Annotated in this window: 26 protein-coding genes; 12 read left to right on the top strand and 14 right to left on the bottom strand. The window is 69.5% G+C overall.

Features of this window, described 5'->3' with window-relative positions:
- Positions 1-390 precede the first annotated feature (390 nt).
- The 3 genes from AC4FS1_RS12920 to AC4FS1_RS12910 form a co-directional block, all read right to left on the bottom strand.
- Complete coding sequence (locus AC4FS1_RS12920; protein ID WP_491155600.1) at positions 391-1,110, bottom strand: cyclase family protein; 720 nt, start codon at positions 1,108-1,110, stop codon at positions 391-393.
- Between the two features lie 124 nt (positions 1,111-1,234).
- Positions 1,235-2,440, bottom strand: coding sequence for an L-2-hydroxyglutarate oxidase (gene lhgO, locus AC4FS1_RS12915; protein WP_491155599.1), 1,206 nt, complete (start codon positions 2,438-2,440; stop codon positions 1,235-1,237).
- Positions 2,441-2,621: 181 nt separating this feature from the next.
- Positions 2,622-3,332 (bottom strand): GNAT family N-acetyltransferase, encoded by a 711-nt coding sequence (locus AC4FS1_RS12910; RefSeq protein ID WP_491155597.1) that lies wholly within the window; start codon positions 3,330-3,332, stop codon positions 2,622-2,624.
- A gap of 104 nt (positions 3,333-3,436) precedes the next feature.
- On the opposite strand from AC4FS1_RS12910, the gene AC4FS1_RS12905 reads away from it, so the two are divergent.
- Positions 3,437-4,852 (top strand): MFS transporter, encoded by a 1,416-nt coding sequence (locus AC4FS1_RS12905; protein ID WP_491155734.1) that lies wholly within the window; start codon positions 3,437-3,439, stop codon positions 4,850-4,852.
- Between the two features lie 15 nt (positions 4,853-4,867).
- On the opposite strand, the gene AC4FS1_RS12900 is transcribed toward AC4FS1_RS12905, so the two are convergent.
- Positions 4,868-6,208 (bottom strand): MFS transporter, encoded by a 1,341-nt coding sequence (locus tag AC4FS1_RS12900; protein ID WP_491155596.1) that lies wholly within the window; start codon positions 6,206-6,208, stop codon positions 4,868-4,870.
- Between the two features lie 112 nt (positions 6,209-6,320).
- Here AC4FS1_RS12900 and AC4FS1_RS12895 point away from each other — a divergent pair, with 112 nt between their 5' ends.
- The 3 genes from AC4FS1_RS12895 to purU all read left to right on the top strand — a co-directional run bounded on the left by AC4FS1_RS12895 (position 6,321) and on the right by purU (position 10,399).
- Complete coding sequence (locus tag AC4FS1_RS12895) at positions 6,321-7,829, top strand: peptide MFS transporter (protein WP_491155594.1); 1,509 nt, start codon at positions 6,321-6,323, stop codon at positions 7,827-7,829.
- A 133-nt stretch (positions 7,830-7,962) separates the two neighbouring features.
- Positions 7,963-9,165 (top strand): cobalamin-independent methionine synthase II family protein, encoded by a 1,203-nt coding sequence (locus AC4FS1_RS12890; protein WP_491155593.1) that lies wholly within the window; start codon positions 7,963-7,965, stop codon positions 9,163-9,165.
- Positions 9,166-9,517: 352 nt separating this feature from the next.
- Positions 9,518-10,399 (top strand): formyltetrahydrofolate deformylase, encoded by an 882-nt coding sequence (gene purU, locus AC4FS1_RS12885; RefSeq protein ID WP_491155591.1) that lies wholly within the window; start codon positions 9,518-9,520, stop codon positions 10,397-10,399.
- A gap of 45 nt (positions 10,400-10,444) precedes the next feature.
- Here the strand turns inward: purU and AC4FS1_RS12880 are convergent, their stop codons facing one another.
- Both AC4FS1_RS12880 and AC4FS1_RS12875 read right to left on the bottom strand, forming a co-directional pair.
- Positions 10,445-11,359, bottom strand: a complete 915-nt coding sequence (locus AC4FS1_RS12880) for a serine hydrolase (protein ID WP_491155732.1) — start codon at positions 11,357-11,359, stop codon at positions 10,445-10,447.
- 69 nt (positions 11,360-11,428) lie between these two features.
- The gene (locus AC4FS1_RS12875; protein ID WP_491155590.1) at positions 11,429-13,444 is read right to left on the bottom strand and encodes a M13 family metallopeptidase; all 2,016 of its coding nucleotides are present in this window, start codon (positions 13,442-13,444) and stop codon (positions 11,429-11,431) included.
- A gap of 56 nt (positions 13,445-13,500) precedes the next feature.
- On the opposite strand from AC4FS1_RS12875, the gene AC4FS1_RS12870 reads away from it, so the two are divergent.
- On the top strand, positions 13,501-14,826 hold the full coding sequence (locus AC4FS1_RS12870; RefSeq protein WP_491155588.1) for an MATE family efflux transporter: 1,326 nt from the start codon (positions 13,501-13,503) through the stop codon (positions 14,824-14,826).
- A gap of 66 nt (positions 14,827-14,892) precedes the next feature.
- On the opposite strand, the gene AC4FS1_RS12865 is transcribed toward AC4FS1_RS12870, so the two are convergent.
- On the bottom strand, positions 14,893-16,788 hold the full coding sequence (locus AC4FS1_RS12865) for a heavy metal translocating P-type ATPase (protein ID WP_491155586.1): 1,896 nt from the start codon (positions 16,786-16,788) through the stop codon (positions 14,893-14,895).
- A gap of 96 nt (positions 16,789-16,884) precedes the next feature.
- On the opposite strand from AC4FS1_RS12865, the gene AC4FS1_RS12860 reads away from it, so the two are divergent.
- A complete protein-coding gene (locus AC4FS1_RS12860) occupies positions 16,885-17,427 on the top strand; it encodes a hypothetical protein (protein WP_491155585.1) in 543 nt (180 codons plus the stop codon).
- Between the two features lie 58 nt (positions 17,428-17,485).
- On the opposite strand, the gene AC4FS1_RS12855 is transcribed toward AC4FS1_RS12860, so the two are convergent.
- The 4 genes from AC4FS1_RS12855 to AC4FS1_RS12840 all read right to left on the bottom strand — a co-directional run bounded on the left by AC4FS1_RS12855 (position 17,486) and on the right by AC4FS1_RS12840 (position 19,995).
- Entirely contained in the window at positions 17,486-17,833 is a 348-nt protein-coding gene (locus AC4FS1_RS12855; protein ID WP_491155584.1) for a hypothetical protein, read from the bottom strand.
- Between the two features lie 87 nt (positions 17,834-17,920).
- Positions 17,921-18,664: a glucose 1-dehydrogenase gene (locus AC4FS1_RS12850; protein WP_491155583.1), complete on the bottom strand. Its 744-nt coding sequence runs from the start codon at positions 18,662-18,664 to the stop codon at positions 17,921-17,923.
- Between the two features lie 240 nt (positions 18,665-18,904).
- The gene (locus AC4FS1_RS12845; RefSeq protein WP_491155582.1) at positions 18,905-19,201 is read right to left on the bottom strand and encodes a putative quinol monooxygenase; all 297 of its coding nucleotides are present in this window, start codon (positions 19,199-19,201) and stop codon (positions 18,905-18,907) included.
- Positions 19,202-19,224: 23 nt separating this feature from the next.
- Positions 19,225-19,995 (bottom strand): SDR family NAD(P)-dependent oxidoreductase, encoded by a 771-nt coding sequence (locus AC4FS1_RS12840; RefSeq protein WP_491155580.1) that lies wholly within the window; start codon positions 19,993-19,995, stop codon positions 19,225-19,227.
- A 154-nt stretch (positions 19,996-20,149) separates the two neighbouring features.
- Here AC4FS1_RS12840 and AC4FS1_RS12835 point away from each other — a divergent pair, with 154 nt between their 5' ends.
- Positions 20,150-20,572 (top strand): nitroreductase/quinone reductase family protein, encoded by a 423-nt coding sequence (locus AC4FS1_RS12835; protein ID WP_491155579.1) that lies wholly within the window; start codon positions 20,150-20,152, stop codon positions 20,570-20,572.
- Positions 20,573-20,596: 24 nt separating this feature from the next.
- Here AC4FS1_RS12835 and AC4FS1_RS12830 read toward each other — a convergent pair whose 3' ends face one another.
- Entirely contained in the window at positions 20,597-21,259 is a 663-nt protein-coding gene (locus tag AC4FS1_RS12830) for a TrmH family RNA methyltransferase (RefSeq protein WP_491155577.1), read from the bottom strand.
- 108 nt (positions 21,260-21,367) lie between these two features.
- On the opposite strand from AC4FS1_RS12830, the gene AC4FS1_RS12825 reads away from it, so the two are divergent.
- Entirely contained in the window at positions 21,368-22,003 is a 636-nt protein-coding gene (locus AC4FS1_RS12825) for a metal-dependent transcriptional regulator (protein ID WP_491155575.1), read from the top strand.
- On the opposite strand, the gene AC4FS1_RS12820 is transcribed toward AC4FS1_RS12825, so the two are convergent.
- Positions 21,957-22,949: an SDR family NAD(P)-dependent oxidoreductase gene (locus AC4FS1_RS12820; protein ID WP_491155573.1), complete on the bottom strand. Its 993-nt coding sequence runs from the start codon at positions 22,947-22,949 to the stop codon at positions 21,957-21,959. The genes AC4FS1_RS12825 and AC4FS1_RS12820 overlap by 47 nt on opposite strands.
- A 77-nt stretch (positions 22,950-23,026) precedes the next feature.
- On the opposite strand from AC4FS1_RS12820, the gene AC4FS1_RS12815 reads away from it, so the two are divergent.
- From AC4FS1_RS12815 to AC4FS1_RS12805, 3 genes are read left to right on the top strand one after another with little or no spacing between them, the layout of a single operon-like run.
- A complete protein-coding gene (locus tag AC4FS1_RS12815) occupies positions 23,027-23,347 on the top strand; it encodes a hypothetical protein (RefSeq protein WP_491155571.1) in 321 nt (106 codons plus the stop codon).
- A 42-nt stretch (positions 23,348-23,389) separates the two neighbouring features.
- Entirely contained in the window at positions 23,390-24,214 is an 825-nt protein-coding gene (locus tag AC4FS1_RS12810; protein WP_491155569.1) for an HAD-IIA family hydrolase, read from the top strand.
- The gene (locus AC4FS1_RS12805) at positions 24,214-24,786 is read left to right on the top strand and encodes a YdeI/OmpD-associated family protein (protein WP_491155568.1); all 573 of its coding nucleotides are present in this window, start codon (positions 24,214-24,216) and stop codon (positions 24,784-24,786) included. The genes AC4FS1_RS12810 and AC4FS1_RS12805 overlap by 1 nt, the downstream gene beginning before the upstream one ends.
- Positions 24,787-25,013: 227 nt before the next feature.
- Here the strand turns inward: AC4FS1_RS12805 and pyrE are convergent, their stop codons facing one another.
- The gene (gene pyrE, locus AC4FS1_RS12800) at positions 25,014-25,592 is read right to left on the bottom strand and encodes an orotate phosphoribosyltransferase (protein ID WP_491155566.1); all 579 of its coding nucleotides are present in this window, start codon (positions 25,590-25,592) and stop codon (positions 25,014-25,016) included.
- A 217-nt stretch (positions 25,593-25,809) separates the two neighbouring features.
- Between pyrE and AC4FS1_RS12795 the strand changes: the two genes are divergently transcribed.
- Positions 25,810-26,655: an exodeoxyribonuclease III gene (locus tag AC4FS1_RS12795; RefSeq protein ID WP_491155564.1), complete on the top strand. Its 846-nt coding sequence runs from the start codon at positions 25,810-25,812 to the stop codon at positions 26,653-26,655.
- Positions 26,656-26,657: the final 2 nt, after the last annotated feature.

Raw genomic sequence — 26,657 nt, 5'->3', positions numbered from 1 at the left:
ACATCCCGCAGCCGGATCCCCGCCGCCGCGCGACCGCACCGCCGAACACGGTGCAGCGCGCCCAACTCAGGAAGAACCCGCCCCGACACCGGTGTCTTCCCCCGCCCGGGCGGGCTTGGCCTGAGTTAGGCACGCCCGGGCGGCCCCAAAACGGCGAACCAACGCGCCAGCTCGGCGTCCGCCCGCACGGCCGACATCCCGCAGCCGGATCCCCGCCGCCGCGCGACCGCACCGCCGAACACGGTGCAGCGCGCCCAACTCAGGAAGAACACGCCCCGACACCGGTGTCTTCCCCCGCCCGGGCGGGCCTGGCCTGAGTTAGGCACGCGTCGGGGACTTCTTCCACGTTGGGCACGCGCGAGTGTCCTCGGTCGGCCGCAACGGGCCGGGTCAACGCGACAGCTCGGCGAACGCGCGCACGGGAAACGTCCCGAAGCCCTCGACGGCGGGGGGCGCCGCGGTGAACCGCGCTCCCCGTTCGGGGAGATCGCCCAAGCGCGTCAGGTGCTCCACGACGTGCGCACCCGCGGCGAGGAGCACCGAGTGGGCGGGTCGCTCACCGCCGGACCCGGTGTCGTCGATGTTGACCGAGTCGATGCCCACGAGAGCGACCCCCTGGTCGACGAGGTACCCGGCGCCCTCGCCGGTGAGGAACGGTGCCCCGACGCCGTACTCCTCACGGCCGAACCACCGGTCCCACCCGGTGTGCAGCAGCACCGCGGCGCCCCGGAGGTCGCGGCCGGCGAGGAGTTCCGGTCCGATGCCACGATGTTCGGCATCCCACGCATCCTCGAGGTGGAACACCTCGGTGGGTAGCCCCACGAGCGTCGCCAGATCGAGTCCGGCCAGATCCGCCCCCTCCGCATACCGATGGAACGGCGAGTCGAGGTAGGTGCCGGTGTTGCCGATGAAGCTGATCACGTCCATCGCGAACTCGGTGCCGGGCGCGTACCGGGCACGAGAGTCGGCGCGCGTGAGGTAGGGCTGGATGGTGGGTGCCGGAAGCCCTGGATAGGTGATCAGCCCTGCGCGGATCCGGTGGCTCAGGTCAACGATGCGCCGCTCGGTGGCCGGGCGGGCGCGTTCGGGCGGGTCGGAGGGTGCGGACATGGCGTCAGCATACGAAGTCCACGGTCTCGCCACGTCGTCCGCGACCGCCATCCCCCGCAGGATTCCCGCCGATGCGGCAACGCCGTCGGATGCCGCGGAGAGGATGCCGCGGAGGATCTGCCGGTCAGGCCGACGTCACGGGAGCGAGGTGGTTCGCGATCACGTAGCGGGCGATGGCGATCGAGCTCGTGGCCGCGGGTGACGGCGCGTTTCGCAGCAGCGTCACGGCCCCGACCTGGTCGACCTTGAAGTCGTCCAGGAGTTCGCCCCGGCTCCCCCACGCCTGCGCGCGGACGCCGGCCGCGCTCTTGTGCGTGAGGTCCGCCATCCGCAGCTCCGGAACGAACCGGCGAGCCTTGCGGTAGTAGAGCGGCTTGAGGAGCGACCCGCTGATCTCGTCCACACCCATCCGCCAGTGCTGCTTGGCGAGCGGCCACGCACCGGGCCACCTCAACGACTCCCAGGTGTCTCGTGCCGACATCTGGAGCCACGTGTATCCCTCGCGGGCCAGAGCGGGCACGGCGTTCGGGCCGACGTGGACGTTGTCGTAGACCCCGCGGGTGAAGTGCACGCCGAGGAAGGGGAACCGCGGGTCCGGGACGGGATAGATCATGCCTCGCACGAGGTCTGTGCGCTCGGGCGCGAGCTCCCAGTACTCACCTCGGAAGGGCAGGATCTTGGGCGCCGGGTCGGCGCCGACGAAGCGCGCGACGACGTCGGACTGGAGACCCGCGCACACGATGACGCGGTCGAACACGTCTTCGGAGACCGCCGTGAGAACACGGACCGCGGCTCCTTCCGCGCGGATGCCGGTGACCTCGTGCCCGAGGCGGATCGTGCCACCCGCCGCGCGCACGTCCTGTGCCATCGCCTCGGTGATGGCGGCGTAGTCCACGATCGCGGTGTGCGGCGAGTGCACGGCCGCGACCCCCGCGACGTGCGGTTCGATGTCACGCATCCGTGACACGTCGTCGATGCGGGCGAAATCGGGCACGCCGTTCGCGATCGATCGGCGCTCGATCTCTGCGAGGGCAGCCAGCTCGGTGTCGTCCACCGCCACGACGAGCTTGCCGACTTCGCGGTACGGCAGCCCCTTGTCCTCGCAGAATTCCCGGATGGACACGCGGCCGGCAGCGCACAGCTGAGCCTTCAGCGATCCCGGCGTGTAATACAGCCCCGCGTGCACGACTCCGGAATTTCGCCCGGTCTGGTGCTGGGCGAGCCGCTTCTCCTTCTCCAGGACCGTGACCTGATCGCCCCGTGCGCTCAACTCCCGCGCGAGTGCCACTCCGACGATGCCACCGCCGACGATTCCGACGCGATCACCCACGGGCGTGAACCGTCCTGCCGGCTCCGGATGCGGATGGCGCGGTGAGCGGTTCTGAGCATCCGGCTGATGCGGACAGAGCTGTGTTCATGAAATTTCCCCCCAGGTGCGCGCTTGTGCAGCGGTCCCACCCGCGGCTGCGCCCTCCCAGCATCCCTGGGGAGCGTTTCATCCGCAAGCTGCGCTAGTCGCCGGCGACCACGAGGTACCCGCGTTCGTCGTCGAATCCCCCGATGCGCAGCCCCGCATTCAGGTGCCGCACCAGCGCGCCGCGCACGACGGTGCGCCATGCCGCTGCGGCGGCGGGGGTCTCGCGCCGCATCCCCTCGATATCGCGGGGGATCCTGACCTCCGCCTCGACCGCACTGCGACCGGGAGTGGCGACCGGCGGCTCGGCCAGAGCCCACGAGACCAGCAGCCGGTCCGAAGCGACGCCACGGTTGAGCTCGTCGGGCATCGGCCCGTACTGGTCGACGAGGTAGTCCGTCACCCGGGCACCCAGCACCCGCAGGTTGAAGTGCGCGTTGCGCGCGATCAGCGGATCGAATGTCCACGTGATGCGGCCGACCCCGCGCGCGAAGGCCCACTCCCGCTGATGCTCCTTGAGCGCCCGTCCGACACCGTGTCCCTGATACTCCGGCAGCACGCCTGTGATGTGGGAGTGCATGGTCCGCGCCGATGGCGCCCCGAACCACCCTGCGGATGCGCCGACCATCCGCTCGCCGGAATACACCCCGACCACGTAGTTCCCCGAGTACTGGAGCGCGCGCAGGGTGTTGGCGGGCATCGCCTGGCGATCTCCGGGCCACACCGCCGCAAGGACCGCCGCGCCTTCATGCACCTGCTCGACGCTGGTCAGTTCGCAGATCTCGATGCCGGAGGCCTCGTCGCTCACCCCCACAGTCTCGCACCGACTTGCCCCACACGACCCGACCCCTTCCCGAGCACCGATAGCCTGAACCGGTGAGTCGGGAGGATGGCAGGCGGCGCCTGACCCGGATGCCGCCACCGACGCTCATCGTCGTGGTCCTGGCGATCGCCGGCCTGAGCTCGTCGTTCATGTTCACCCTGGTGGTGCCGATCCAGGCCCAGCTGCCCGAGCTTCTGAACGCCCCGCGCGAAGACACCGCGTGGGTGGTCACCGCCACGCTCCTGTCGGCCGCGGTCACGACACCGATCGCCGGGCGGCTCGGCGACATGTACGGCAAGCGCCGCATCGTGCTCGTCCTCGTCGCTCTGATGGTCATCGGATCGGCCATCGCCGCGCTGTCCACCGACATCGTCGGCGTCATCGTGGGGCGTGCGTTCCAAGGGGCTGTGACCGGGGTCGTCCCCCTGGGCATCTCGATCCTGCGCGACGTGCTCCGCGAAGACCGGATCGACTCGGCGATCGCACTCATCAGCGCCACGCTCGGCGTCGGTGGCGCCCTCGGCCTGCCGATCAGCGCGCTGGTCGCCGAACGCGCCGACTGGCACCTGCTCTTCTGGATCTCCGCCGGCCTGGGCATCACCGTGTTCGCCCTCGTCCTGTGGATCGTGCCGGTCAGCGTGCTGCGCACCGCCGGGCGATTCGATGCGGTGGGAGCGGTCGGCCTCACCATCGGACTCATCTCCATCCTGCTCGCGATCTCGCGCGGGAACGAGTGGGGATGGACCTCCCCGCTCACCCTCGGGTCGTTCATCGCCGGGGCGCTCGTGCTGGTGGCGTGGGGCTGGTTCGAGCTGCGCATCCCCGAGCCGCTCCTCGATCTGCGCGTCGCCGCGCGCCGCCCCGTGCTCCTGACGAATCTCGCCTCGGTGGCGATGGGCTTCGCCCTGTTCAGCTCGCAGGTGTCGTATCCGCAGATTCTGGAGCTTCCGGTGGCCACCGGTGTCGGATTCGGACTGTCGCTGCTGGCGGCCAGCCTCGTCATCATGCCGTCCGGCCTCATCATGATGGTGCTCTCGCCCATCTCCGGCCGCCTGGCCCGCGTGGTCGGTCCTCGCGCGCTCCTGATCGCCGGCGCGGTCTCGCTCGTGCTCGCCTACGGGTTCTCCCTGATCTGGGACACCGAGGTGTGGCATCTCGTGGTCGCGAACGTCCTCATCGGGTTCGGGATCGGGTTCGGTTACGCGAGCATGCCGATGCTCATCATGCGCTCGGTCCCGGCCCATGAAACCGGCGCCTCGAACGGTCTGAACGCCCTGGCACGCTCACTGGGGACGAGCACGGCCGGCGCCGTGGTCGGTGCGGTGCTGGCGGGACTGTCCACGACGCACGACGGGATGCAGGTGCCGACGGCGGCCGCCTTCCAGACGTCCTACGCGCTGGGCATCGGGGCAGCGGTGGTCGCGCTCATCTTCGCCCTGTTCCTCCCGTCGCGTCCGAGCGCGGGCCAGGGCCGCCCGTCGCTGCCGGAGCTCCCCCGCCGCTGACCCGCCCCGACGAGGTCAGCCACCGGCGCCGGTGCCGCGTGACCTCCGGGGTGAATCCAGTCCGAGGTGAACCCGCGTGCGCTTGCGCTCGACGACGATCATCGTCGCCCCCAGCAGCCACAGAGGCACCTGCGTGAGGAACGCGAGACGGAACGCGTCGAGCGTGTACGTCGCGGGAGTGCCGGCGCCCTGCACGTCCATCGCGATGCCGATGAACAAGATCGCGAGGAGCCCGGAGAAGAATCCGCCGCCGTTCACGATCCCGGTGGCCGTGCTGAGGCGATGACTGGGGTTGTACGCGCGGGCGTGGTCGAACGCGATCATGGATGCCGGCCCGCCGGTGCCGAGCGCGAAGGCCAGGAGAAGCAGCAGCCACAGCGGCGCCGGCCCCGGCCATGCGATGACAGCGAGCCACACCGCCGCCTGGAAGCCGATCGCCGGCAGCACCAGCAGCCGCGAGCGCCGCATGGGATGCCGCGCCGACAACGCCCCTATGACCGGACCGAGCGCGATCAGCGACACGATGAAGAACGTCACGACGAGCGACGCCGTCGCCGGGGACAACCCCTCGCCCGCGGTGAGGAACGGGAATCCCCACAGCAGCCCGAAGGCGGTGCCCGCGAACGGCGTGGCGAAGTGCGACCAGAACGCGAGCCGGGTCGCGGGGTGCGCCCACGAGTCACGGAAACCCTCCCGAAGGTCGGCCGCGGAGCGCACGACGCGGATGGCCCCGGTGTCGGTGTCGACCGCGACATCCGCCGTGCGACCGGGTGGACGACTGCGGATCACGACGACAGTGAGCACCGCGAACAGGGCGCCGAGCCCGGCCAGGCTTCCGAACGTGATCGACCACGATGTCGCGTGCAGCAGCAGTGCGAGGGGGATGACCGACAGGATCTGCCCGAACTGGCCGATCGTCGAGGTCAGCTGGACCAGCAGCGGGGCACGCTGCGCGGGAAACCACAGCGCGATCACGCGGAGGACGCTGGGGAAGACCGCCGCATCCCCCGCCCCGATCAGCACCCGGGCGAGCAGCCCGATCCCGACATCGGAGGCAAGGGCCATGACCCCCTGACCCACCGCCATCAGGATCATCCCGATCGTGACGATGGGACGGGCACCGTAGCGGTCGAGGAGCAGGCCAACCGGAATCTGCAGGCCGCCGTATACGGCGAGCTGCACCACCGCGAACATCGACAGGGCGGAGGCGTCGGCATCGAATCGCACCGCAGCATCCACGCCCACCGCCGCCAGCGAACTGCGGTTGGTCACCGACAGCATGTAGGCGCCCACGCCCACGCCCCACACGAGCCACGTCCGCCATCCGGGAGCGGGAAGGGGCACGGCGGTGGTCACGGCGATTCCGGGTTCGACGGGTGCGGGTACGGCGCGGATCGGCCGGCGCCTCCAGCGTAGCTCGCGGCGTACCCCGCTCCCGGGCGCGCACCTCGAGGGCTAGCCTGGGCGCATGTCGGACTTCTCCCACCCCGACGCCGGACCGCCGTCCGCCGCATCCGCCCCCTCCGCCGGTGAACCCGGCGACCGCGACACGCGCTTCTTCGGCCAGCCGTGGGCGCTCGCGCACGTGTTCGGCGTGGAGATGTGGGAGCGGTTCAGCTTCTACGGCATGCAGGGCATCCTGCTCATCTACATGTACTTCACGGTCACCGAGGGTGGCTTGGGGATCGACCGCGCGGTGGCCACCGGCATCGTCGGCGCCTACGGCGGCACGGTCTACCTCTCCACGATCCTGGGCGCGTGGGTCGCCGACCGCCTGCTGGGGTCGGAGCGCGTGCTCTTCTTCAGCGCCATCGTCATCATGTGCGGCCACATCGCTTTGGCGCTTCTCCCCGGGTTCTGGGGCCTGGGGGTCGGCCTGGTGCTCGTCGCCGTCGGCTCGGGCGGCCTGAAAGCCAACGCCACGTCCGTCGTCGGGACGCTCTACACCGAAGCCGACCCGCGCCGCGACGCCGGGTTCTCGCTCTTCTACCTCGGTATCAACCTCGGGGCGTTCTTCGGTCCGCTGATCACAGGCGCTCTGCAGTCCACGGTGGGATTCCACTGGGGCTTCGGCGCGGCGGCGGTGGGGATGGCGCTCGGGCTTGTGCAGTACTCCTTCGGACGCAAGCAGCTGCCGGCATCCTCACGCGCCGTCCCCAATCCCCTGCCGGCCAACCGACGAGCGCTGGTGATCGGCGTCGCCGTCGCGGGCGTCGTACTGCTGGCGCTGCTCGTGCTCACCGGCGTCATCCGCGCCGACAACCTCGCGCCGATCGTCATCGGCGTCACCCTCGTCGCGGCCATCGCGTACTTCCTGGTGATCCTCACCTCGAAGGCGATCAGCGCCACAGAGCGTTCGCGTGTCTTCGCCTTCATCCCGCTGTTCATCGTGAACGTCGGGTTCTGGTCGCTGTACCAGCAACAGTTCACCGTGCTGACGATCTACTCGGACGAGCGGCTCAACCGGAACATCTTCGGATGGGAGATGCCGGTGTCGTGGGTGAACTCCATCAACCCGATCTTCGTCATCATCCTCTCCGGCGTCTTCGCCGCCGTCTGGACACGGCTCGGCCGCCGGCAACCGTCGACACCGGTGAAGTTCTCCCTCGGCTCGATCATCATGGGCTTGGCGTTCCTGATGTTCCTCATCTGGGCCAACGGCGCGCCCAACTCCACCCCGCTCCTCGGGGTCACGGCCATCCTGCTGGTGTTCACGATCGCCGAGTTGTTCATCTCGCCGGTGGGCCTGTCGGCCTCGACGAAGCTCGCGCCGGAGCGGTTCCAGACGCAGATGGTCGCCTTGTACTTCCTGTCCGTGGCGCTGGGTACGTCGCTGGCGGGAGAACTCGCCAAGTACTACGACCCGAACAACGAGGTCCCGTACTTCTCGATCCTCGGGATCATCGCGATCATCCTCGGCATCGCCCTGGTGGTGGCGGTCAAGCCGGTGCTGGCGCTGATGAAGGGTGTGCGCTGACCCGACGGCGGCGGGGAGGCGAGACTGCGGATCTCGCGCCCATATGACGCACGGCGTCATGCGAATCGGCGCCCCCGCGCGCGGGGCGATAGGTTCGGCCTGGCATCCCGAACCGCAGGAGTAGAGCACGCACATGACCGAGATTCAGACGACCACCGCCGGCAGCCTCCCCCGCACCGAGGCCCTGATCGCCGCCAACGCGGCGCGGCGCTTCGCCGCCGACGGGTTCACCTTCGAGCCCGACCCGGCCGTGGACGCGCTCACCGCAGAGGCCGTGGCCGACGTCGTGCGCCGCCAGCGCGAGGCCGGCATCACCCAGCCCGGAGACGGCGAGTTCGGCAAGGCGATGTCGAACGCCGTGGACTACGGAGCGTGGTGGTCGTACTCGTTCCAGCGCGTCAACGGCCTCTCGCTGACCGAGGTCAACGCGTTCAACGAGCCGCCCGCGCGGTCGGAGCCCGGCCACGTGCGCCTCACCTCCTTCCTCGATCGGCGCGACCGCGCCGTCTTCGCCGAGGCGTACGCCGATCCCGACAGCGGCATCCCCACCGGCAAGAACGCCACGGCGTTCCCGAGCACGACCGGCCCGATCACCTACCGGGGCCAGGATGCGGTGGCCGCCGACGTCCGTCACCTGACCGCCGCGCTCGGCGAAGGCCAGACCGGATTCCTCACGGCGATCGCGCCGGGCAGCGCCGCTCGCGTGCGCAACGAGTACTACGCCACCGACGAGGAGCACGTGTGGGCGTGGGCGGAAGCGCTGCGCGAGGAGTACCGCGCGATCGTCGACGCCGGCCTCATCCTGCAGCTCGACGATCCCTCGCTCGCGGAGAGCTGGGACCAGATCAACCCCGCACCCTCGGTCGCCGACTACCAGGCGTTCACCCGCACGCGCATCGAGGCGCTCAACCACGCCCTCGAGGGACTGCCGCGCGACCGGGTGCGCCTGCACCTGTGCTGGGGGTCCTGGCACGGACCGCACACCACGGACATCGAGCTGCGCGACATCCTTCCCGTCGTGCTCGAGGCGAACGTCGGCCAGATCTCGTTCGAAGCGGCCAACGTGCGCCATGAGCACGAGTGGGCGGTGTGGCGGGATGCTGCCATCCCCGATGACCTCGTTCTCGTGCCCGGTGTCGTGGGCCACGCGACGAACGTCGTCGAGCACCCCGACCTCGTGGCCGAGCGCATCGCGCGCTTCGCCGGCATCGTCGGCCCGGAGCGCGTCCTCGCCGCGACCGACTGCGGCCTCGGCGGGCGCGTGCACCCGCAGATCGCGTGGGCGAAGCTCGACTCGCTCGGCGAAGGCGCCCGGCGCGCCGCCGCGCTGGTCTGACACCGGCTTCCCCCCGGGCCTAACTCAGGCTGAATCGCCGCCCGGGCCACCGCAGACGCCGATTCGGGCTGTCTGGCCTGAGTTAGGTCCGCCGGCCGCGCGCAACCCGCGGGCGCACGGCCGGCGCGGGGCGGGCACAGGGATGCGGGGCGTCCGCGACGCCGGACCTGCCTGCGTCCCGCGAGCGCGACGCGTCCACGGCGGCGGGCGCCGCCGTCCTCGTGCCTAACTCAGGAAGAATCGCCGCCCGGAACGCCGCAGACGGCGATTCGGGCTGTTTGTCCTGAGTTAGGTACGCCGGCGGGCGGCGGGCACGTCGGGGACGGCGTCCGAGGCACGGCAGAATGAGGGGATGGCCGCGCACAGCCCTCACCTGCACCCCGACCACGCCTGCCTCATCGTGCACGGACGTGACCAGCCGGGGATCATCGCCGCCGTCTCCGCGCTGATCACGCGCAACGGCGGCAACATCGTCGCGTTCGACCAGTACTCCGACGACCCGCGCGGGGGCGCGTACTTCCAGCGTGTCGTGTTCCACCGCCCCGACCTCGCCGCGGCCATCCCGGCGATCGAAGCCGATCTCGATCGCACGCTCGGTGGCGCGTTCGACCTCGAGTGGTCGATCACCGATCAGTCCGTGCCCAAGCGCATGGCGATCCTGGCCTCCAAGCAGGACCATTGCCTCCTCGACCTGCTGTGGCGGCACCGTCGCGGCGATCTTCCCGTCACCGTCCCGATGGTGGTGTCGAACCACACCACGTCGGCCGAGGATGTCCGCTCCTTCGGTGTGCCGTTCTTCCACGTGCCTTCGACCCCTGGTCCCGACAAGAGCGCCTCCGAGGCGAAGATGCTCGAGCTGCTCGTCGGCAACGTCGACTTCGTCGTCCTCGCCCGCTACATGCAGATCCTCTCGGCCGACTTCCTGCAGCAGCTCGGCGTGCCCGTCATCAACATCCACCACTCGTTCCTCCCGGCCTTCATCGGCGCCGAGCCGTACAAGAAGGCCAAGGAGCGGGGCGTGAAGCTCATCGGCGCGACGTCGCATTACGTCACCGACGACCTCGACGAGGGACCGATCATCGAGCAGGACACCGTGCGCGTCACGCACGGAGATTCGCTGGCCGAGCTGGTCCGCCGGGGTGCCGACGTCGAGCGTCAGGTGCTCTCGCGCGCCGTGCAGTGGCATGCGCAGGACCGCGTCATCCGAAACGGCAACCACACGATCGTGTTCTGACCGCTCCACTGGCGTGCATCGGCTGGGCGACGACGGGCCGGCGGGTCAGAAGATGTACTCCATGAGTTCGAGGCCGAGCACGCGGAACGCGTCGTGCGCGCGCAGGCGGTGTGCGATCGAGAGGTCGTCGAAGTTGACGATCAGCGCGTACGACACGCCCGCTCGCGGACCGGCGAGCACCCCGGCCTCCGCACGTACCCCGTTCGCTCGTCCGGTCTTGTTCACGAACAGCAGGCCGTGATCATCGTTGTCGTGCGCGAACGGGTCGAGCCCGGTGGCGGATGCCACGAGGCTGAGGTCGGTGTTCAGGCTCAGCCATTCCGCGACCTGGGCGCTGACGCGGGCATCCACCGCCTGGGAGTTCACGAGCGCTGCAAACAGCGTCGACAGCTCGCGCGCCGACGCCAGCGCCACCTGCGGCGCATCGTCGGGGCCACGACGATCCCGGAAGCGGTCCAGGAGCGCCGACCGCTCGAGGCCCAGCGCCTCGATCCGGGCACGCACGGCGGGGAGCCCCACCCGCGAGATGAGCGCGTTGGCGGCGAGCGCGTCGCCGGCCGACGCCGCCAGCACCGCCAGATCGACGAGCGGGAGCGCCGGCGCCTTCAGCTGGTGCCACACGCCTGAGACGCCCACCGGTTCGAGGCCTGCGCGGTCGAAGATCTCCAGCGGGTTCAGCCGGCGCTCCTCGAACGCGGCAGCCACCTCGATCAGCAGGGGGACGATGCCCACCCCGGCGACGGGGAGCGTGTCGTTGTCGTCTCCCGCGAGCACCTGCGTTCCGCGGTCGAGGTCGTCCACCCGCACCGCCACCCGCGCCCCGGAGGCGGCGAGGTCGTCGAGCGAACGCCACGTCGAGGTGAACGAGCGGCGACCGGTGGCGGTCCGTCGCGGCGGCCGGCGGCTTCCCGACCGCCCCGTGCCCCGCAGCGGTGCGGTGTCACGGGGGGAGTCGGGGATGGTGCCCACGGCGATGCTCCTCGGCGGTTCAGGCGCTCAGTCGAGCACGTCCGGGTGACCGGTCGGCGACTACCAGATCGTCACCCGGGAACCGGGATCCAGCCACAGGGCGTCGGAGGACGTGACACCGAACGCGTCGTAGAACGCGTCGATGTTCCGCACGATCTGGTTGCAGCGGAACTCGTTCGGCGCGTGCGGGTCGATCGTCAGCAGACGGATGGTCTCGGCATCCCGTCCCTTCTGCTGCCAGATCTGCGCCCAGCTCAGCAGCAGGCGCTGGATGCCGGTGAACCCGTCGATCACGGGACCCTTCGTCTCGCTCCGCTCGCTCGGGGACCGGTCGGGGTTGAGCGACAGCTCGTAGGCCTTGATCGCGATGCCCAGCCCCCCGAGGTCGCCGATGTTCTCCCCGATGGTGAGCGCACCGTTGACGGTGTTCTCGTCCGGGAGTCCCTGCGGCACGAGGGCGTTGTACTGCTCGATGAGAACCGAGGTTCGCTCCTCGAACGCGGCACGGTCGGCCTCGGTCCACCAGTCGCGGAGTGACCCGTCGCCGTCGAACCGGCTCCCCTGATCATCGAACCCGTGACCGATCTCGTGCCCGATGACCGCCCCGATGCCGCCGTAGTTGGCCGCTGCATCCCGGTCGGCGTCGAAGAAGGGGTACTGCAGGATGGCCGCCGGGAAGACGATCTCGTTCATGAGCGGGTTGTAGTACGCGTTGACCGTCTGCGGGGTCATGTACCACTCGTCGCGATCGATCGGCTGGCCGACCTTGGCCAACTGCCGGTCGTGGTCCCACACGTGAGAGCGGCGGACGTTGCCGACGAGGTCTTCCGCGTCGATGTCGAGCGTGGAGTAGTCCTTCCACTTCACCGGGTAACCGATCTTCGGCGTGAACGCATCGAGCTTGGCCAGCGCCCGCTCGCGCGTCTCCGGGCTCATCCACTCCAGCTCGGAGATGCTCTCGCGGTACGCCTCGACGAGGTTCGCCACGAGCTCGTCCATCGCGACCTTGGCCGACGGCGGGAAGTGGCGGTCGACGTAGACCCGTCCCACCGCCTCACCGAGGGCCGCCTCGACCAGGCTCACACCGCGCTTCCAGCGCTCGCGGTTGACGGGCACGCCGGTGAGCTGGGTGCCGTAGAACGCGAAATTCTCGGCGACGAACGGCTCCGACAGGAACGCGGCGGCGCTGTGCACGACCTTGAATCGCAGCCAGGCCTTCCAGTCCTCGAGTCGCTCCTCGGTGAGCAGCACGGCGAACGCCTCGAGGAAGCTCGGCTGGTAGATGACGACCTCGGCGAAAGCGTCGGGATGGCCCGGGGCCACGCCCTCGCGCCACGGCCCGAGGTCGACCCCCGCCAGGGCGACGGTGTCGTCCCACGAGCGCAGGTTGTAGGTCTTCACCGCGTCGCGGCTGTCTTCGCGGCTCCAGTGGTGGACGGCCAGCTCGGTCTCCAGTGCGAAGATGCGGTCAGCCGCCGACGAAGCACTTGTGCTGAGCTCCGACGAAGCATCCACCACCCCGGCGAGCCCCAGGATCCGCTCGATGTGACCGCGGTAAGCCAACCGGGTCTCCTCGAAGTTCTCCAGCCGGTAGTAGCTCTCGTCCGGCAGCGAGATCCCGCCCTGATACAGCACCGGAAGGTAGCGCTGGGGGTTGCCCGGATCGGGCTCGACGAACAGGCTGATCAACCCGCTGACCCCGTCCCGTTCGAGCTCCCCGATCGTGCGCAGAAGGCTCGGGATGCTGTCTACAGCGTCCGCGCGGGCGAGCTGATCGGCCAGCGGGGCCGCACCGAGCTCTTCGATGCGCGCGGTGTCCAGAAAGCTCGTGTACAGGTCACCGATCTTGCGCGTCTCGGTCCCCGGGTCGGCGTCCTGCGACTCCTCGATGATCGCCCGGACGTCCATCTCGGCCTGCTCGGCGATGAGGTGGAACGACCCCCAGCGGGCCTTGTCTTCGGGGATCTCGGTCCGCTCGAGCCAGCGGCCGTTGACGTGGCGGAAGAGGTCGTCCTGCGGCCGGATCTCGTCACTGAGCTCCTCGAGCGCGAGGCCGGAGCGGAGGGTGTCGGTCATCCCTCAAGGATATGCATCGCTCCTGGGGATGCGGCGGACACCCCTAGGCTCGACGGGTGACCGCCCGGGAAACCTCGCTCAACCGCGACATCCTGCGCCTGGCCGTACCGGCCCTGGGCTCGCTCATGGCCGAGCCGCTGTTCCTCCTGGTCGACTCCGCGCTCGTGGGTCACCTGGGCGTCGCCCCCCTGGCAGGACTGGGGATCGCGGGAGCCGTGCTCCAGACGATCGTCGGGCTCATGGTCTTCCTCGCCTATTCCACGACCCCCGCCGTCGCGCGCCGGTTCGGCGCGGGCGATCCCACCCGGGCGGTCTCGGTCGGCATCGACGGGATGTGGCTGGCTCTCGGCATCGGCGCGCTGCTCGCGCTGGCGGGGTCGCTCACCACCCCGCTCCTGGTCGGCGCGTTCGGCGCCGGCTCCGAGGTGACCGCGCACGCGGAGGTGTATCTGCGCATCTCCATGTGGGGCCTCCCCGCCATGCTCATCGTCTTCGCCGCGACGGGCCTGCTGCGGGGGATGCAGGACACCGTCACACCGCTGTGGATCGCCGGCGCCGGCTTCGCGGCCAACGCCGCGCTCAACGTCGTGTTCATCTACGGCTTCGGCTGGGGCATCGCCGGATCGGCGGTCGGAACCGTCGTGGCGCAGTGGGGGATGGTCGCCGCCTATGTGGCCGTCATCGGCCGGCTCGCCCGCACCCACGCGGCGTCCGTCCGGCCGCAGCGGGACGGCGTGCGCGGCTCCGCGCGCTCGGGCGGGTGGATGTTCCTGCGCACCGTGAGCCTGCGGGCAGCGCTCCTGGCCACCGTCGCCGTCGCGACCGGTCAGGGCGTCACCGAACTCGCCGGATGGCAGGTCGTGTTCACGATCTTCACCGCATCGGCGTTCGCCCTCGACGCCCTCGCCATCGCGGCGCAGGCTCTCGTCGGCAAAGGACTCGGCGCGGGGAACGAACCGGAGGTGCAGCGGGTGCTCCGGCGGACGACCGCATGGGGCCTGTGGTTCGGCTTCGTCGTGGGCGCGCTCATCGCCGCGCTCTCCGGCGCGATCGGCCTCTTCTTCACCGGCGACGCGGAGGTTTCCGCGCTCGTCCAGCCGGCCCTTCTCATCCTCGCGATCGCGCAACCGGTCTCGGCGATCGTCTTCGTCCTGGACGGCGTGCTCATCGGCGCCGGGGATGCCCGGTACCTCGCTCTCGCGGGTGTGCTGAACCTCGTCGTGTTCATCCCGGCCCTCGGCGCGGTCGCCGCCCTCGGCCTCTCCGGGGCCAGCGGGCTCGCGTGGCTCGCGGCGGCGTTCTTCGGCGCGTACATGCTCGCGCGCCTGGCCACCCTGGGCTGGCGCGTGCGCGGGCGGAAATGGATGACCGCGGGCGCGTGAAGCTCACACGCGGCGGCCGTGGATGACCGCCGCACCTGAGGCACCGCCGCATCCCGAGCCCAGCCGTCAGTCGCGCAGCGCGGGCAGGAGCGCGGAACGATCGGGCGCAGGGATGCGGGGGGCCTCCGCGCCGCGCAACGCCCGGAGCGCGTAGAGGATCGTCGTCAGATCGACCAGCTCCTGCACGAGCGCGCCGGCCACCGCCGGGATGACTCCGGTCATGGCGACCACCATGAGCCCGACGCTCAGCGCGATCCCCATCCAGATGGCGGTGAGCGCCACCCGCAGCGTGTGACGCCCGATGGAGACGGCATCGACCACCCCGCGGAGCGAATCGACGGTGATCACGACGTCGGCAGCATCCCCCGCCGCTGTCGCCCCCTTCGCACCCATGGCCACGCCGACGTCCGACGCGGCAAGGACGGGGGCGTCATTGACACCGTCGCCGACCATCATGGTGGGCCGGGGCCGCAGTTGTGCGGCCAAGTGCACCTTTTCCGGAGGCAGCAGTTCGGCGTGCACCTCGTCGATCCCCACGTCGCGCGCGACGGCCTCGGCCGTGGGCAGCGCGTCACCCGTGAGCATCACCACACGATCCACGCCGTGGGCCCGCAGCCAGGCGATCACCGCGGCGGACTCCGGCCGCGCGCCGTCGGCCAGGACGAGCGCGCCGGCGTACACACCGTCCACGGCGACGTAAGCTGCGGCCTCGCCGGCCCGCAGGGGCACCCGCGTCACCCCGCGCGCGACGGAGGCCACGTACGCCGGTTTCCCGACGACGACGGACCGCCCGTCGATGACGGCCGTGACGCCGTTGGTCGCGATCTCGCTCGCGCGGGCGGCGGGGCGCAGCTGCAGTCCGCGGGCCACCGCCGCCCGACGGATGCCGTCGGCCAGCACATGGGACGAGTACTGCTCCGCAGAGGCGGCCCAGCGCAGAAGCGCCTCGGCGTCGAAGCCCACGGACGGCCGGACGTCGATGAGATCCGGGCGCCCTCGGGTGAGAGTGCCGGTCTTGTCGAAGCAGGCCGAGCGCACGTGCGCCAGCTGCTCGATGACGGCACCGCCCTTCATGATCACACCCGCTTTGGCGGCTCGGGACAGCCCGCCCAGGAACGCGACCGGCGCGGCGATCAACAGCGGGCACGGTGTGGCGAGCACCAGCACCTCCGCAAACCGGACCGGGTCTCCCGACAGCCCCCACGCCGTGCCCGCCAACGCGAGCGACACCGCCGTGAACGGCACGGCGAAACGATCGGCAAGACGCACCACGGGCGCCCGCGAGGCCTGCGCCTCACGCACGAGAGCGACGATCTGCTGGTACTGACTGTCGGCGCTTCTTCTGGTCGTTCGGACGCGAACCGCCCGGGTGCCGTTGACCGCCCCGGAGAGAACCTCTCCCCCCGTGGTGCGGGTGACCGGCAGGCTTTCGCCCGTGAGTGAACTCTCGTCGAACGAGGCGCTGTCGCTTTCCAGCACACCGTCGACCGGAACGATCTCCCCCGGCCGCACCAGGATCAGGGTCCCCGGCACCACGTCCTCGACCGCCACGTCCTGGATCTCGTCCGCATCCGAGGAGTGCGGGTGCTCGAAAACGTGTGCGATGCGGGGCGAGCGGTCCAGCAGCGCCGTGAGATCGCGTTTCGCCCTCCGGGCGGCGAAATCCTCCAGCGCTTCACCACCGGCGAGCATCAGAACGATGATCAGCGACGCGACGTACTCCCCGACGGCGAGAGTGGCGACCATCGCGACGACGGCGAGGATGTCGAGTCCGACGTGACCGCGAAGCACGTCGCGGACCATGCGGAGGATCGTCCAGGCGATGAACAGCGAGACGTAAACCGTCGCGGCCGTGCGTCCTGCGCGCTGCGCATCAGTGGCGTGGAGCACGATCACCAGAGCCAGGACGACGAGCGTGACGATGATCGCGGGGTACCGCCCCACCGCCCGCAGTGCGCTCATGCCGCCCAGCCTGGACCAGCCGCCGTTCCGTGCCCAGGGGCGGATGTCCCGCGGCGGTTTCACGGCGTTCCCAGGGTGGCGGCCTACCGTGTGCGCATGACGAGGCTCCCCCGGGCGATCGTCGCCGTCCTGCCGGCGGCGGCGCTGCTGTCGGCCTGTGCCGCCGGGCCGAACGCCACGCCGTCACCGAACGACGAACCCCGACCCACGCCCTCGCTGTCGGCGTCGAGTCCCGCAGCATCCGACGCCCTGCCGCACGCCGGCGCCGACGTGACCGCGTGGGCGCAGATCGCCCTTCCGGAGAACCGCCCCGGCGGTGGCGGCTTCCTCAGCCGCTCAGCGGGCGCGGTCGGGCCCGAGGGGGTGGCCATCGCCCTTCCCACCGATGCCGGTCTCTGGGACATCGTGATCACGTGCCAGAGCGAGGACGGCTCGCCCCTCGTTCTGCAGCTGGAATCCGCGGTCGCCACGCCCGAGGCGACCGCGACCGAGCTGGCATGCTCCACACCCGGGGAGCCCCAGCCGGCCACTGCCTCGATCCTCTTCGAGGGCGACGCGGAGGGGAGCATCCGCGTCGACGCGACGGCCGACGCCGTCTACGCCTACGAGATCCGCCCGCACGTCGAGCCGGGCACATGAGGCATTAATTTCTTGCCGATGCCATCTCTTGCGTCACCGTGAAAGCGTCTTGACCTGGCTATCGCTCGACGGCTCTGAAGTGCGTCCACCAGGTCGCGAGAGGCGTGTCGTACTCCGTCCGAAACTTCTCGCTGAGCTCGCCGACGAAGCGGATGTCGAGGAGCTCCGTGGATTCTCCCCACGCCTTCTGGCCTTCGGCGGTCACTTCGAGATGCTTGACGATCGCGTCCTCGTTCTCGTAGCGCTCGTGCTGCAGCACGATGCCGTCGGCACCGCGCGCCATCTCGTACTCGAGTACGTAGGGTTCCTCGCGTTCGGTGAGGGGGAGCACGATCGCGAGGTAGTCCGCGTACCGCGCGTCGTCGGTGACGCGGTAGCGGAAGTACATGTCGATCCGAGTTGTCATCTGCTTCGTCCTTGCCTTATCAGGGTGCGGTTCTAGGGTGATCGGTGATGCGAGGACGGCGGTCCCGTGCATTCGTCATGCGAGGCGTCAGGTGCCGTCGAAGTGCGCGAGTCCGGCGGTCTCACCGCCGTCAATGACGAACTCCGCGCCGGTGGCGAAGCTCGATTCGTCGCTTGCGAGAAAGAGGACGACATCGGAGATCTCACTGGCACGCCCGATTCGGTGCAACGCCACGTGACTCTGCAATGGATCGATATCCCCGAGCATCGGCGTCCTCACCATTCCCGGGTGGACGGAGTTGACCCGGATGCCGTAGCGGCCGAGATCGAGAGCCGCAGCCTTGGTCAGGCCTCGGATTCCGAACTTGGATGCGGTGTAGGCCGGCAGTGATTCGTAGCCCATCAGACCGGCGCTGGACGAGATATTGATGATCGATCCCTGGCCGCGCAGCTTCAGCGCGCTGACGGCGCTGCGGATCCCGTAGAAGGTCCCGGTGAGGTTGACCGACATCACCCGATGCCACGAGTCGACGTCGAGTTCGTCGACGGGAGCGAAATGGACGATGCCGGCATTGTTGACCAACACGTCAAGGCCGCCAAAATGCTCGACCGCCGCGCGAACCGCCCCCTCCCATTGGGCGACTACGGTGACATCGAGCGGAACGAAGAGCGCGCGGTCCCCGAGCTTCTGACTCAGAGCGCGGCCTTCGTCCTCGAGGACGTCCGCGATCACGACGCGGGCACCCTCTTCCAGAAGTGCGGTCGCATGAGAGGCGCCCATTCCGCGGGCTCCGCCGCTGATGAGGACCACTTTGTCGTCGAGCCGTCCCATCAGGGAGCCTCCCTCAAGCTTCGAGCGCTGTCGGCGCTGTATGGGTCACTCATCACGCGCATCTCCAGAATGAGATTCTTCATCGGAGTTCCTCCGCATCAGGGACTGTCTCCTTCGCCATAAGAGTCCATCGACTCCATGGCTCAACGCGCTCCTCAGTGGAGCGCGTCGAGCCATGTCGCCCGTGGCCACGTCACGTCGCACCATGTCGGCACTCTCTCGACCGATCCGCGGTACGGGTCAGCTGAGCAGGTTGACCTGGTCGTCGCTGGTGAAACCGACCAGGATCGGCTCCCCGATAAGAATCGAGGGCATGTCAGCGAAGCCTTCGCGCGCGTGATCGGACGCCATGTGCGCCTCCAGATCCTCGCGGGACTGCCACACTTCGATGGAGTAGAACTGCTCGGGATCGTCGAGGCTCTGGGCCCAGTCGTACGAGACGCATCCGGGCTCGGCCCGCGTCGCGATCAGCAGCGGCGACAACGTGGCACGCAGCCCCTCGAGCGCATCGAGTGGGATACGGAATGACCCATGCACGATAAACATCGTCAGCACTCCGATTAGGCGGTGGGTACCGGGCCGAGCAGCAGCCCACCGTCCGCGACGAATTCGGCGCCCGTGATGAAGGACGCCTCGTCCGAGGCGAGGAACAGCACCAGGTTGGTGATTTCGCGCGGCTTCCCGAGACGCGGGATCGCGAGACCATGCGGCGAGTAGTTCGCCGTGACCGCCGGGACCCCGGGCGCCATCGGCTCCGTGATCAGCGGCGTGTTGATCGGTCCCGGGTTCACGGCGTTGACACGGATGCCGTCCTGCGCGAGTTCCATGGCGGCCGTCTTGGTGATCCCACGCACCGCCCACTTGCTGGCGTTGTACGGCGAGAACATCGCATCACCCTGCATCCCCGAGATCGAGGCGGTGTTCACGATGACACCCCCGCCTGCGCGACGCAGCGACGGAGCCACCGTGTGCATACCCAACCAGGTGCCGTAAAGGTTGGTCTCGATCACGCGTCGAAAATCTGCGAACTGCCCGGCTTCGATGGAGGCCGGAAGCGACACGACTCCGGCGTTGTTGATGAGAATCGAGATGGGTCCGAAATGCTTCTCCGCCTCTTCCACGGCAGCGGCCCACTCCGTCTCGCTGGTCACGTCGAAGCCGACGAAATGCGCGTTCTCTCCGAGTTCGGTCGCGAGTGCGCGCCCCTCGTCCTGACGCTGATCGGCCACGACCACGCGGGCACCTTCCTCGATGAACGCGTGTGCGTGCGAGGAGCCGATGCCGCCTGCGGCGCCGGTGATGAATACGGTCTTCCCTTCAAAGCGTTTCACTTTGATCACCCTTCGTTGATTGCCTATCCTTCACAGTAATTACTTACTTACTAAGTGTCAAGGAGGTGTTCGTGACGGGATGCAGCGACCTGCACCGAGCGGCCCGCCGCGCCGCGTAGTCTGTATGTAACCTGTTACTTACTAGGAGGGGAATATGGACGAAAGAGTACGCCGGGCCATCGCGATCACCCCGGCATCTTCCGCGCGCGAGCGGACCATTGACATCACGACGATCGGTGCCAGAACCGGACGCGCACGGCGAATCGAGGTGTGGTTCTACCGAGCCGACGGCGAAATCTACCTGTCGACCACGCCCGCACGTCGCGACTGGTACGCCAACATCGTCGCCAACCCTGAGTTCACCTTCCACGTCAAGAACGGCGTTCGCGCGGACCTCCACGCCATCGGTACCCCAGTGCTGGACGACGAGACTCGCAGGCGGGTGTTCACCTCGATCATCGAGGACCTCAACCAGCCCCGCAATCCCGCCGGACTCCCCCAGCCGGTCGCGCCACTGTCACAGTGGATGAGCCGCAGCCCCCTCGTTCACGTCACCTTCCCGGAGGGCGACCGGTGATCCCGCCGGCCTGATTCCGGGCAGCTAAGCCCACCTTCGGCACCACTCGTACATCACCACGGCCGCGGCCGCCGATGCGTTGAGCGAACGGGTCGAGCCGTATTGGGTGATCTCCACGACACCGGATGCCGCGGCCACCGCCTCGGGCGACAGCCCCGGGCCCTCCTGGCCGAACAGCAAGACGCACGCGCGCGGGAGCTCGGCGCGGTCCACGGGCACGGCGCCCTCGACGTTGTCGACGGCGAGAACGGGCAGCCCCGCCGCATCCGCCCACGCCCTGAATGCCGCGACATCCTCGTGGTGGCGCACGTGCTGGTAGCGGTCGGTCACCATCGCGCCGCGGCGGTTCCAGCGGCGGCGGCCGATGATGTGCACCTCCGCGGCGAGGAACGCGTTGGCGCTGCGGACGATCGACCCGATGTTGAGGTCGTGCTGCCAGTTCTCGATCCCGACATGGAACGGGTGCCGCCGCTCATCGAGGTCGGCGACGATCGCCTCCATCCGCCAGTAGCGGTAGGCGTCGATGACGTTGCGGCGATCGCCTTCCGCCAGCAGGTCGGGGTCGTACCTCTCGTCGGTCGGCCACGCGTCGCGGCCGCCTGGCCACGGCCCGACGCCGTGGGGAAGGACTGCTTCCCCCGTCTCGCCGTCGGTTCCCGGACCCGCGTCGCGTTCTCCCTCTCCCACACCCTCACGCTATCCCGCTATCCCGCGGGTCGACTCGCCAGCATCCGTCGCCTTTTCGCCTCAGATGTCGCAGATGCTGGCAAGTGGACGGGTGGGTAGCCTGAAGACGTGGCATCCCCCGCCGTCGACGACTACCTCAAGACGATCTACCACCACACCGAGTGGCAGGACGAGCACATCACGCCGTCGCAACTGGCAAGCGTTCTGGGACTTGCCCCCTCGAGCGTGACCGAGATGGTGCAGAAGCTCGCCGCGCAGGGACTCGTGAGCCACCGTCCGTACGGTCCGGTGTCGCTCACGCAGGCCGGCGAACGCCGCGCGGCCGCCGTCGTGCGGCGGCATCGACTCATCGAGACGTGGCTCGTCCAGGAGTTCGGCTACGGCTGGGACGAGGTGCACGACGAGGCCGAGGTGCTCGAGCACGCGCTGAGCGACCGCCTCCTCGAGGGGATCGACGAACGCCTGGGGCGACCGACGTTCGACCCGCACGGCGACGCGATCCCGGATGCTGAGGGCATCGTGCACCGCGCTCCCTTCACCCTGCTCGCCGACGCGGCGCCGGGCCACACGGGCCGCGTGCTGCGGGTGAGCGACCGAGACCCGCACCTCCTGCGGGCTCTCGTGGAAATCGGCGTTGACGTCGGGCACACCGTCGAGGTGGGACGCGCGGGGGTCGCGCGAGTGGATGGTGTGCCGGTCACGCTTCCGGACGGCGCGGCATCGGCCGTCTGGTTGTCCGCCTGACCCCGGCGCCTCGCGACGCCTTCTCGAACGGCCACCGGACGCCCATCGCTTCCTCGCACGTGCGCCACAGGCGCGCCACGACCTCGGGGTTCCGGGTGAGTTCTGCCGCCACCGCCTTATGGGGCATGCCGCGGACGACCAGGCGCGGACCCCAGAGCTCGCCACCGTGCACCTCCGGGGCGGTCAGGGCGTGCACCAGCGACGCGGCGCCATCCTCCTTGGACTGTGCAATGGGGGCCTGCAGGTTGCCGACGAACCGCTTGAAGCGGGAGGGCTCGTTGATGCCGCGGATCCCGGCCGTGCGGCCACCGATGGAATACCCGGGGTGTGCGACGACGCTCGCGACGGGCACGTCGGCTTCGCGCAGTCGCCGGTCCGCCTCCAGGCCCACCGCGGTGGTGGCGACCTTCGACTGCACGTACGCGCGCCACGGCGTGTACCCCTCGACCAGCTGCGGGTCCACCGGGTCGTACCGCCACAGCGACGTGGAAACGCTCCCGACCCACACCATCCGCCCCTGGGCCGCCGCGAGCGACGTGAGCAGTTCGCCGGCCAGCGCGAAGTGCCCGAGCACGTTGGTCGCGAAGACGAGTTCGTTTCCGTCGACGGTTTCCCGCCGGCGCGGCGGATGCACCACGCCCGCGTTCAGAAGGAGGCCGTCCAGACGCCCCCGCGCGCGAGCCGTCGCAGCGGCCGCACGCACGGAGCCGAGATTGCTCGTATCCAGGAGAAGGGTCTCGATCGACGCGTCCGGATCCCGGGTGGCGAGCGCGGCCTTCGCCGCGGAGAGTCTGTTCGGATTGCGCCCGGTGACGATGACGTGCGCACCCGCGCGAGCCAGTCGATCGGCGGAGAAGAACCCGAGACCAGCCGTGGCGCCGGTGACGAGGTAGGTGCGTCCGGAGAGGTCGGGCAGGCCTGGGGGAGGCTCCGCCGCGCGCGTCATCCTCAGAGATTACCGCTCGCGGGAGGGCGCCGTCGCGTCTCATGCCGATGACGGCATAAGACTGTTAGAAAGGGAGGGTGAGCACTCCCTCCGCCGCTCCGGCACCCCGGTCGCGCAAGGCGCAGATCATCTCGATCGTCCTCGCCGTCATCGTCCTGGGCGGCTTCGGCCTCTTCGTCGCCCAGGCCTACATCCCCCTCCCCGGCGTCACCGACTGCACCGTGACCGACATCGTCGAGGAGGAGGGCCGGCGCGGCAACGACATCACGCTCTATGTCACCTCGTGCGGCGACTATTACACCGACTTCGGCGACGGCATCGAGATCGGCGAGACCTACGATTTCGCCCTGCGGGGGTTGTTCAAGACGAACATCTCCGAGTGGACGCTCTCGTCCTGAGGCGGCATCCTGCCTGTCCGGAGTCGGGCATAGGGTGGGGCCATGCGCACGCGGGCCGATATCGAGTGCTGGCTGACCGACATGGATGGCGTGCTCGTGCACGAGAGCACGCCGATCCCCGGAGCCGCGGAGCTGCTCGATCAGTGGCGCGACGACGGCACGCCTTTCCTGGTTCTGACGAACAACTCGATCTTCACGCCCCGCGACCTGAGCGCGCGTCTGCGCGCATCCGGGCTCATCGTCCCGGAGGAGTCGATCTGGACGTCGGCGCTGGCGACCGCCGATTTCCTCGCCTCCCAGATGCCCCATGGCACCGCATTCGTCGTCGGTGAAGCCGGCTTGACCACGGCCCTGCATGAGGCGGGGTTCATCATGACCGAGTCGACCCCGGATTACGTCGTGGTCGGGGAGACCCGCAACTACTCGTTCGAGGCCATCACCAAGGCCATCCGATACATCGGCGCGGGGTCGCGTTTCATCGCGACGAACCCGGATGCGACGGGGCCCTCGGTGGAGGGCGTGGTGCCGGCCACCGGAGCGATCTCGGCGCTGATCACGAAGGCCACCGGCATGGAGCCGTACGTCGTCGGCAAGCCGAACCCGATGATGTTCCGCTCGGCGCTCAACCGCATCGGCGCGCACTCCGAGAACACCGGCATGATCGGCGACCGCATGGACACCGACGTGGTCGCCGGTATCGAGGCGGGGCTGCACACGGTGCTCGTGATGACCGGCATCAGCGACGAGGCCGAGATCAGGCGGTACCCGTTCCGGCCCGACGAGGTGCTCGACTCCGTCGCCGACCTCGTACGGGCAGAGCCGGTCGAATCGGAGCTTCCCGACGCGGATCCCTCCCAAGGCCTCTGATGGGCGTGCTCGACGACGGCGAGAGGGTCGAGGCGCGGGATGCCTCCACCTGGCGCGCGTGGCTGGACGACAACCACGCCACCTCCACGGGCGTGTGGCTCGTCCGCCCGCGGCCCGGTTCCGAGCTCGCGCTGATCAGCTACGAGGACGCGATCCTCCACGCGCTGTGCTTCGGCTGGATCGACGGACCGGTCCGCACCTTCGACGAGCACCGCGGGGGCCTCTGGTTCGCACCGCGGCGCCCCACGAGCGGCTGGGCGGCGACCAACAAGGCGCGGGTGGCGCAGCTCGAAGCGGCCGCACTGCTCGCCGAGGCCGGCATCCGTGCCATCGAGGTCGCGAAGGCGAACGGCGCGTGGAGCGTGCTGGACAACGCCGAGGCGCTGCGCGAGCCCGACGACCTGGCCGCCGCGCTGGACATGCTGCCGGCGGCGCGGGCGGCATGGGACGCGTTCCCTCCGTCCGTTCGCAAGATGGGTATCACCAACGTCGACACCGCCCGTCGACCCGAGACACGCGCCGCGCGGATCGCGAAGCTCGTCGCCGATGCCGCCGAGGGACGCCGACCCTGATGGATGACCGCACGCTCCTGCTGCTCGTCGGGCTCGTGATCCTCTCGGGCACGCTCGTCGCGTTCATCGTGCAGTTCGTGCGCTCCCGCCGCCGCGACCGCGACTGACCTGCCGCGCGTCGCGCCCCCTCCCGCCCCCGAGTGCACGACTTCTCGTCGAGTGCACGGGCTTGCGGCGCTGGAAAGCCGTGCAGTGGACAGGATGCCGTGCATTCGGCGCTGGCGGGGCTACTGCGGCTGGAGGCCCAGGTCGTCGAGGTCGATCGCGGCGAGCCACCGCAGCCCCTCCGCCTCGACGGCGGCCTGAGCGCCGGTCTTTCGGTCGACGATGACCGCGACGGCGACCACCTCGGCACCTTCGCGGCGCAGTGCCTCGACGGCCTTCAGCGCCGACTGCCCGGTGGTGGACGTGTCTTCGACGACGACGACGCGCTTGCCCGCGACATCCGCGCCCTCGATCTGGCGGCCGCGGCCGTGGTCCTTGGGCTCCTTGCGGACGACGAACGCATCCAGCGGCCGGCCCGCGCGTACCGACTCGTGCAGGACCGCGTTCGCGATCGGGTCGGCGCCCAGCGTCAGGCCGCCCACGGCGGCCACGCCGTCGAGGTCGCCGATCAGATCGAGCATGATGCGCCCGATCGCGGGAGCCGCCCGGTGGTCGAGCGTGAGCTTGCGCATGTCGACGTAGTACGTCGCCTTCTTGCCGCTGGAGAGGGTGAAGTCGCCGTGGAAGACCGCCTCCGCAGTGATGAGGTCGATGAGGTTCTGGCGGTCGGCTTCGAGCTCGGGCGTGGAGGCGATCGTCATGCCCCGAGTCTATTGAGCGGCGCGCGCCGGCTTGTCCGCGGCGTCGGCAGGCGCCCGTCGCGCGCCGTGCCCATGTCCCAGCATCCGCACCAAGTCTCAGCATCCGCGGTCCATGTCTCCCTTCCTGCAGGAATCGACCCGGATCCTTGCAGGAAGTGAGACATGGAGGCCAGGATGCGGCAGCGGCGCGTCGGCGGGCGCCCGTAGGGTGGGATTCATGCGTCTGGCCACCTGGAACGTCAACTCGATCCGCGCTCGCCTCCCCCGCATCCTCGACTTCGCGGTGCGCGAGCACATCGACGTGTTGGCGATGCAGGAGATCAAGTGCAAGACCGACCAGTTCCCCACTGAGGCGTTCGAAGAGGCCGGGTACCACGTCGCCGCGCACGGCCTCGACCAGTGGAACGGCGTCGCGATCGCCAGCCGTGAGCCGCTCACCGACGTCGAGATCGGGTTCCCGGGCATGCCCGGCTTCGCGAAGGGTCACGACGGTCCGGATGCTCCGCAGGAGGCCCGCGCGATCGGCGCGACTGTCGGCGGGGTGAAGGTGTGGAGCCTGTACGTCCCCAACGGCCGCTCCCTCGGCGACCCGCACTACTACTACAAGCTGGAGTGGCTCAGCGCGCTGCAGCAGTACACCTCCGACACCCTCGCGCGGACGCCCGATCTCGCGTTCGCGCTGACCGGCGACTTCAATATCGCCCCCACCGACGCCGACAACGGTGTCCCCCAGATGGTGCAGGGCTTCTCGACCCACATCTCACCTCCCGAGCGCGAGGCCTTCGCGGCGCTGGAAGCAGCCGGCGTCACCGATGTCGTCCGGCCGCTCATCCCCACCGGCTACACCTACTGGGACTACAAGCAGCTGCGCTTTCCCCGCAACGAAGGGCTGCGGATCGATTTCATCCTCGGCTCCCACGCCTTCGCCGACGCGGTCACCGGCGCCCAGATCCACCGCAATGAGCGCAAGGGCCAGGTGCCGAGCGATCACGTGCCGGTGGTCGTCGACCTCGATCTCACCGGCCCCGAAGCCGACGACGACCGGCCCATGATCTTCGGCTGATC

The organism is Microbacterium sp. Z12_35 (assembly GCF_058310475.1).
This window is presented reverse-complemented; position numbering and strand designations above follow the sequence as displayed.

What these genes read in the sequence shown, in the direction of transcription:
- AC4FS1_RS12920 (WP_491155600.1), bottom strand. Translation starts at nt 1,110, where the DNA reads ATGTCCGCACCCTCCGACCCGCCCGAACGCGCCCGCCCGGCCACCGAG.
- AC4FS1_RS12905 (WP_491155734.1), top strand. Translation starts at nt 3,437, where the DNA reads ATGCCGCCACCGACGCTCATCGTCGTGGTCCTGGCGATCGCCGGCCTG.
- AC4FS1_RS12895 (WP_491155594.1), top strand. Translation starts at nt 6,321, where the DNA reads ATGTCGGACTTCTCCCACCCCGACGCCGGACCGCCGTCCGCCGCATCC.
- AC4FS1_RS12890 (WP_491155593.1), top strand. Translation starts at nt 7,963, where the DNA reads ATGACCGAGATTCAGACGACCACCGCCGGCAGCCTCCCCCGCACCGAG.
- purU (WP_491155591.1), top strand. Translation starts at nt 9,518, where the DNA reads ATGGCCGCGCACAGCCCTCACCTGCACCCCGACCACGCCTGCCTCATC.
- AC4FS1_RS12875 (WP_491155590.1), bottom strand. Translation starts at nt 13,444, where the DNA reads ATGACCGACACCCTCCGCTCCGGCCTCGCGCTCGAGGAGCTCAGTGAC.
- AC4FS1_RS12865 (WP_491155586.1), bottom strand. Translation starts at nt 16,788, where the DNA reads ATGAGCGCACTGCGGGCGGTGGGGCGGTACCCCGCGATCATCGTCACG.
- AC4FS1_RS12860 (WP_491155585.1), top strand. Translation starts at nt 16,885, where the DNA reads ATGACGAGGCTCCCCCGGGCGATCGTCGCCGTCCTGCCGGCGGCGGCG.
- AC4FS1_RS12855 (WP_491155584.1), bottom strand. Translation starts at nt 17,833, where the DNA reads ATGACAACTCGGATCGACATGTACTTCCGCTACCGCGTCACCGACGAC.
- AC4FS1_RS12850 (WP_491155583.1), bottom strand. Translation starts at nt 18,664, where the DNA reads ATGGGACGGCTCGACGACAAAGTGGTCCTCATCAGCGGCGGAGCCCGC.
- AC4FS1_RS12835 (WP_491155579.1), top strand. Translation starts at nt 20,150, where the DNA reads ATGGACGAAAGAGTACGCCGGGCCATCGCGATCACCCCGGCATCTTCC.
- AC4FS1_RS12820 (WP_491155573.1), bottom strand. Translation starts at nt 22,949, where the DNA reads ATGACGCGCGCGGCGGAGCCTCCCCCAGGCCTGCCCGACCTCTCCGGA.
- AC4FS1_RS12810 (WP_491155569.1), top strand. Translation starts at nt 23,390, where the DNA reads ATGCGCACGCGGGCCGATATCGAGTGCTGGCTGACCGACATGGATGGC.
- AC4FS1_RS12805 (WP_491155568.1), top strand. Translation starts at nt 24,214, where the DNA reads ATGGGCGTGCTCGACGACGGCGAGAGGGTCGAGGCGCGGGATGCCTCC.
- pyrE (WP_491155566.1), bottom strand. Translation starts at nt 25,592, where the DNA reads ATGACGATCGCCTCCACGCCCGAGCTCGAAGCCGACCGCCAGAACCTC.
- AC4FS1_RS12795 (WP_491155564.1), top strand. Translation starts at nt 25,810, where the DNA reads ATGCGTCTGGCCACCTGGAACGTCAACTCGATCCGCGCTCGCCTCCCC.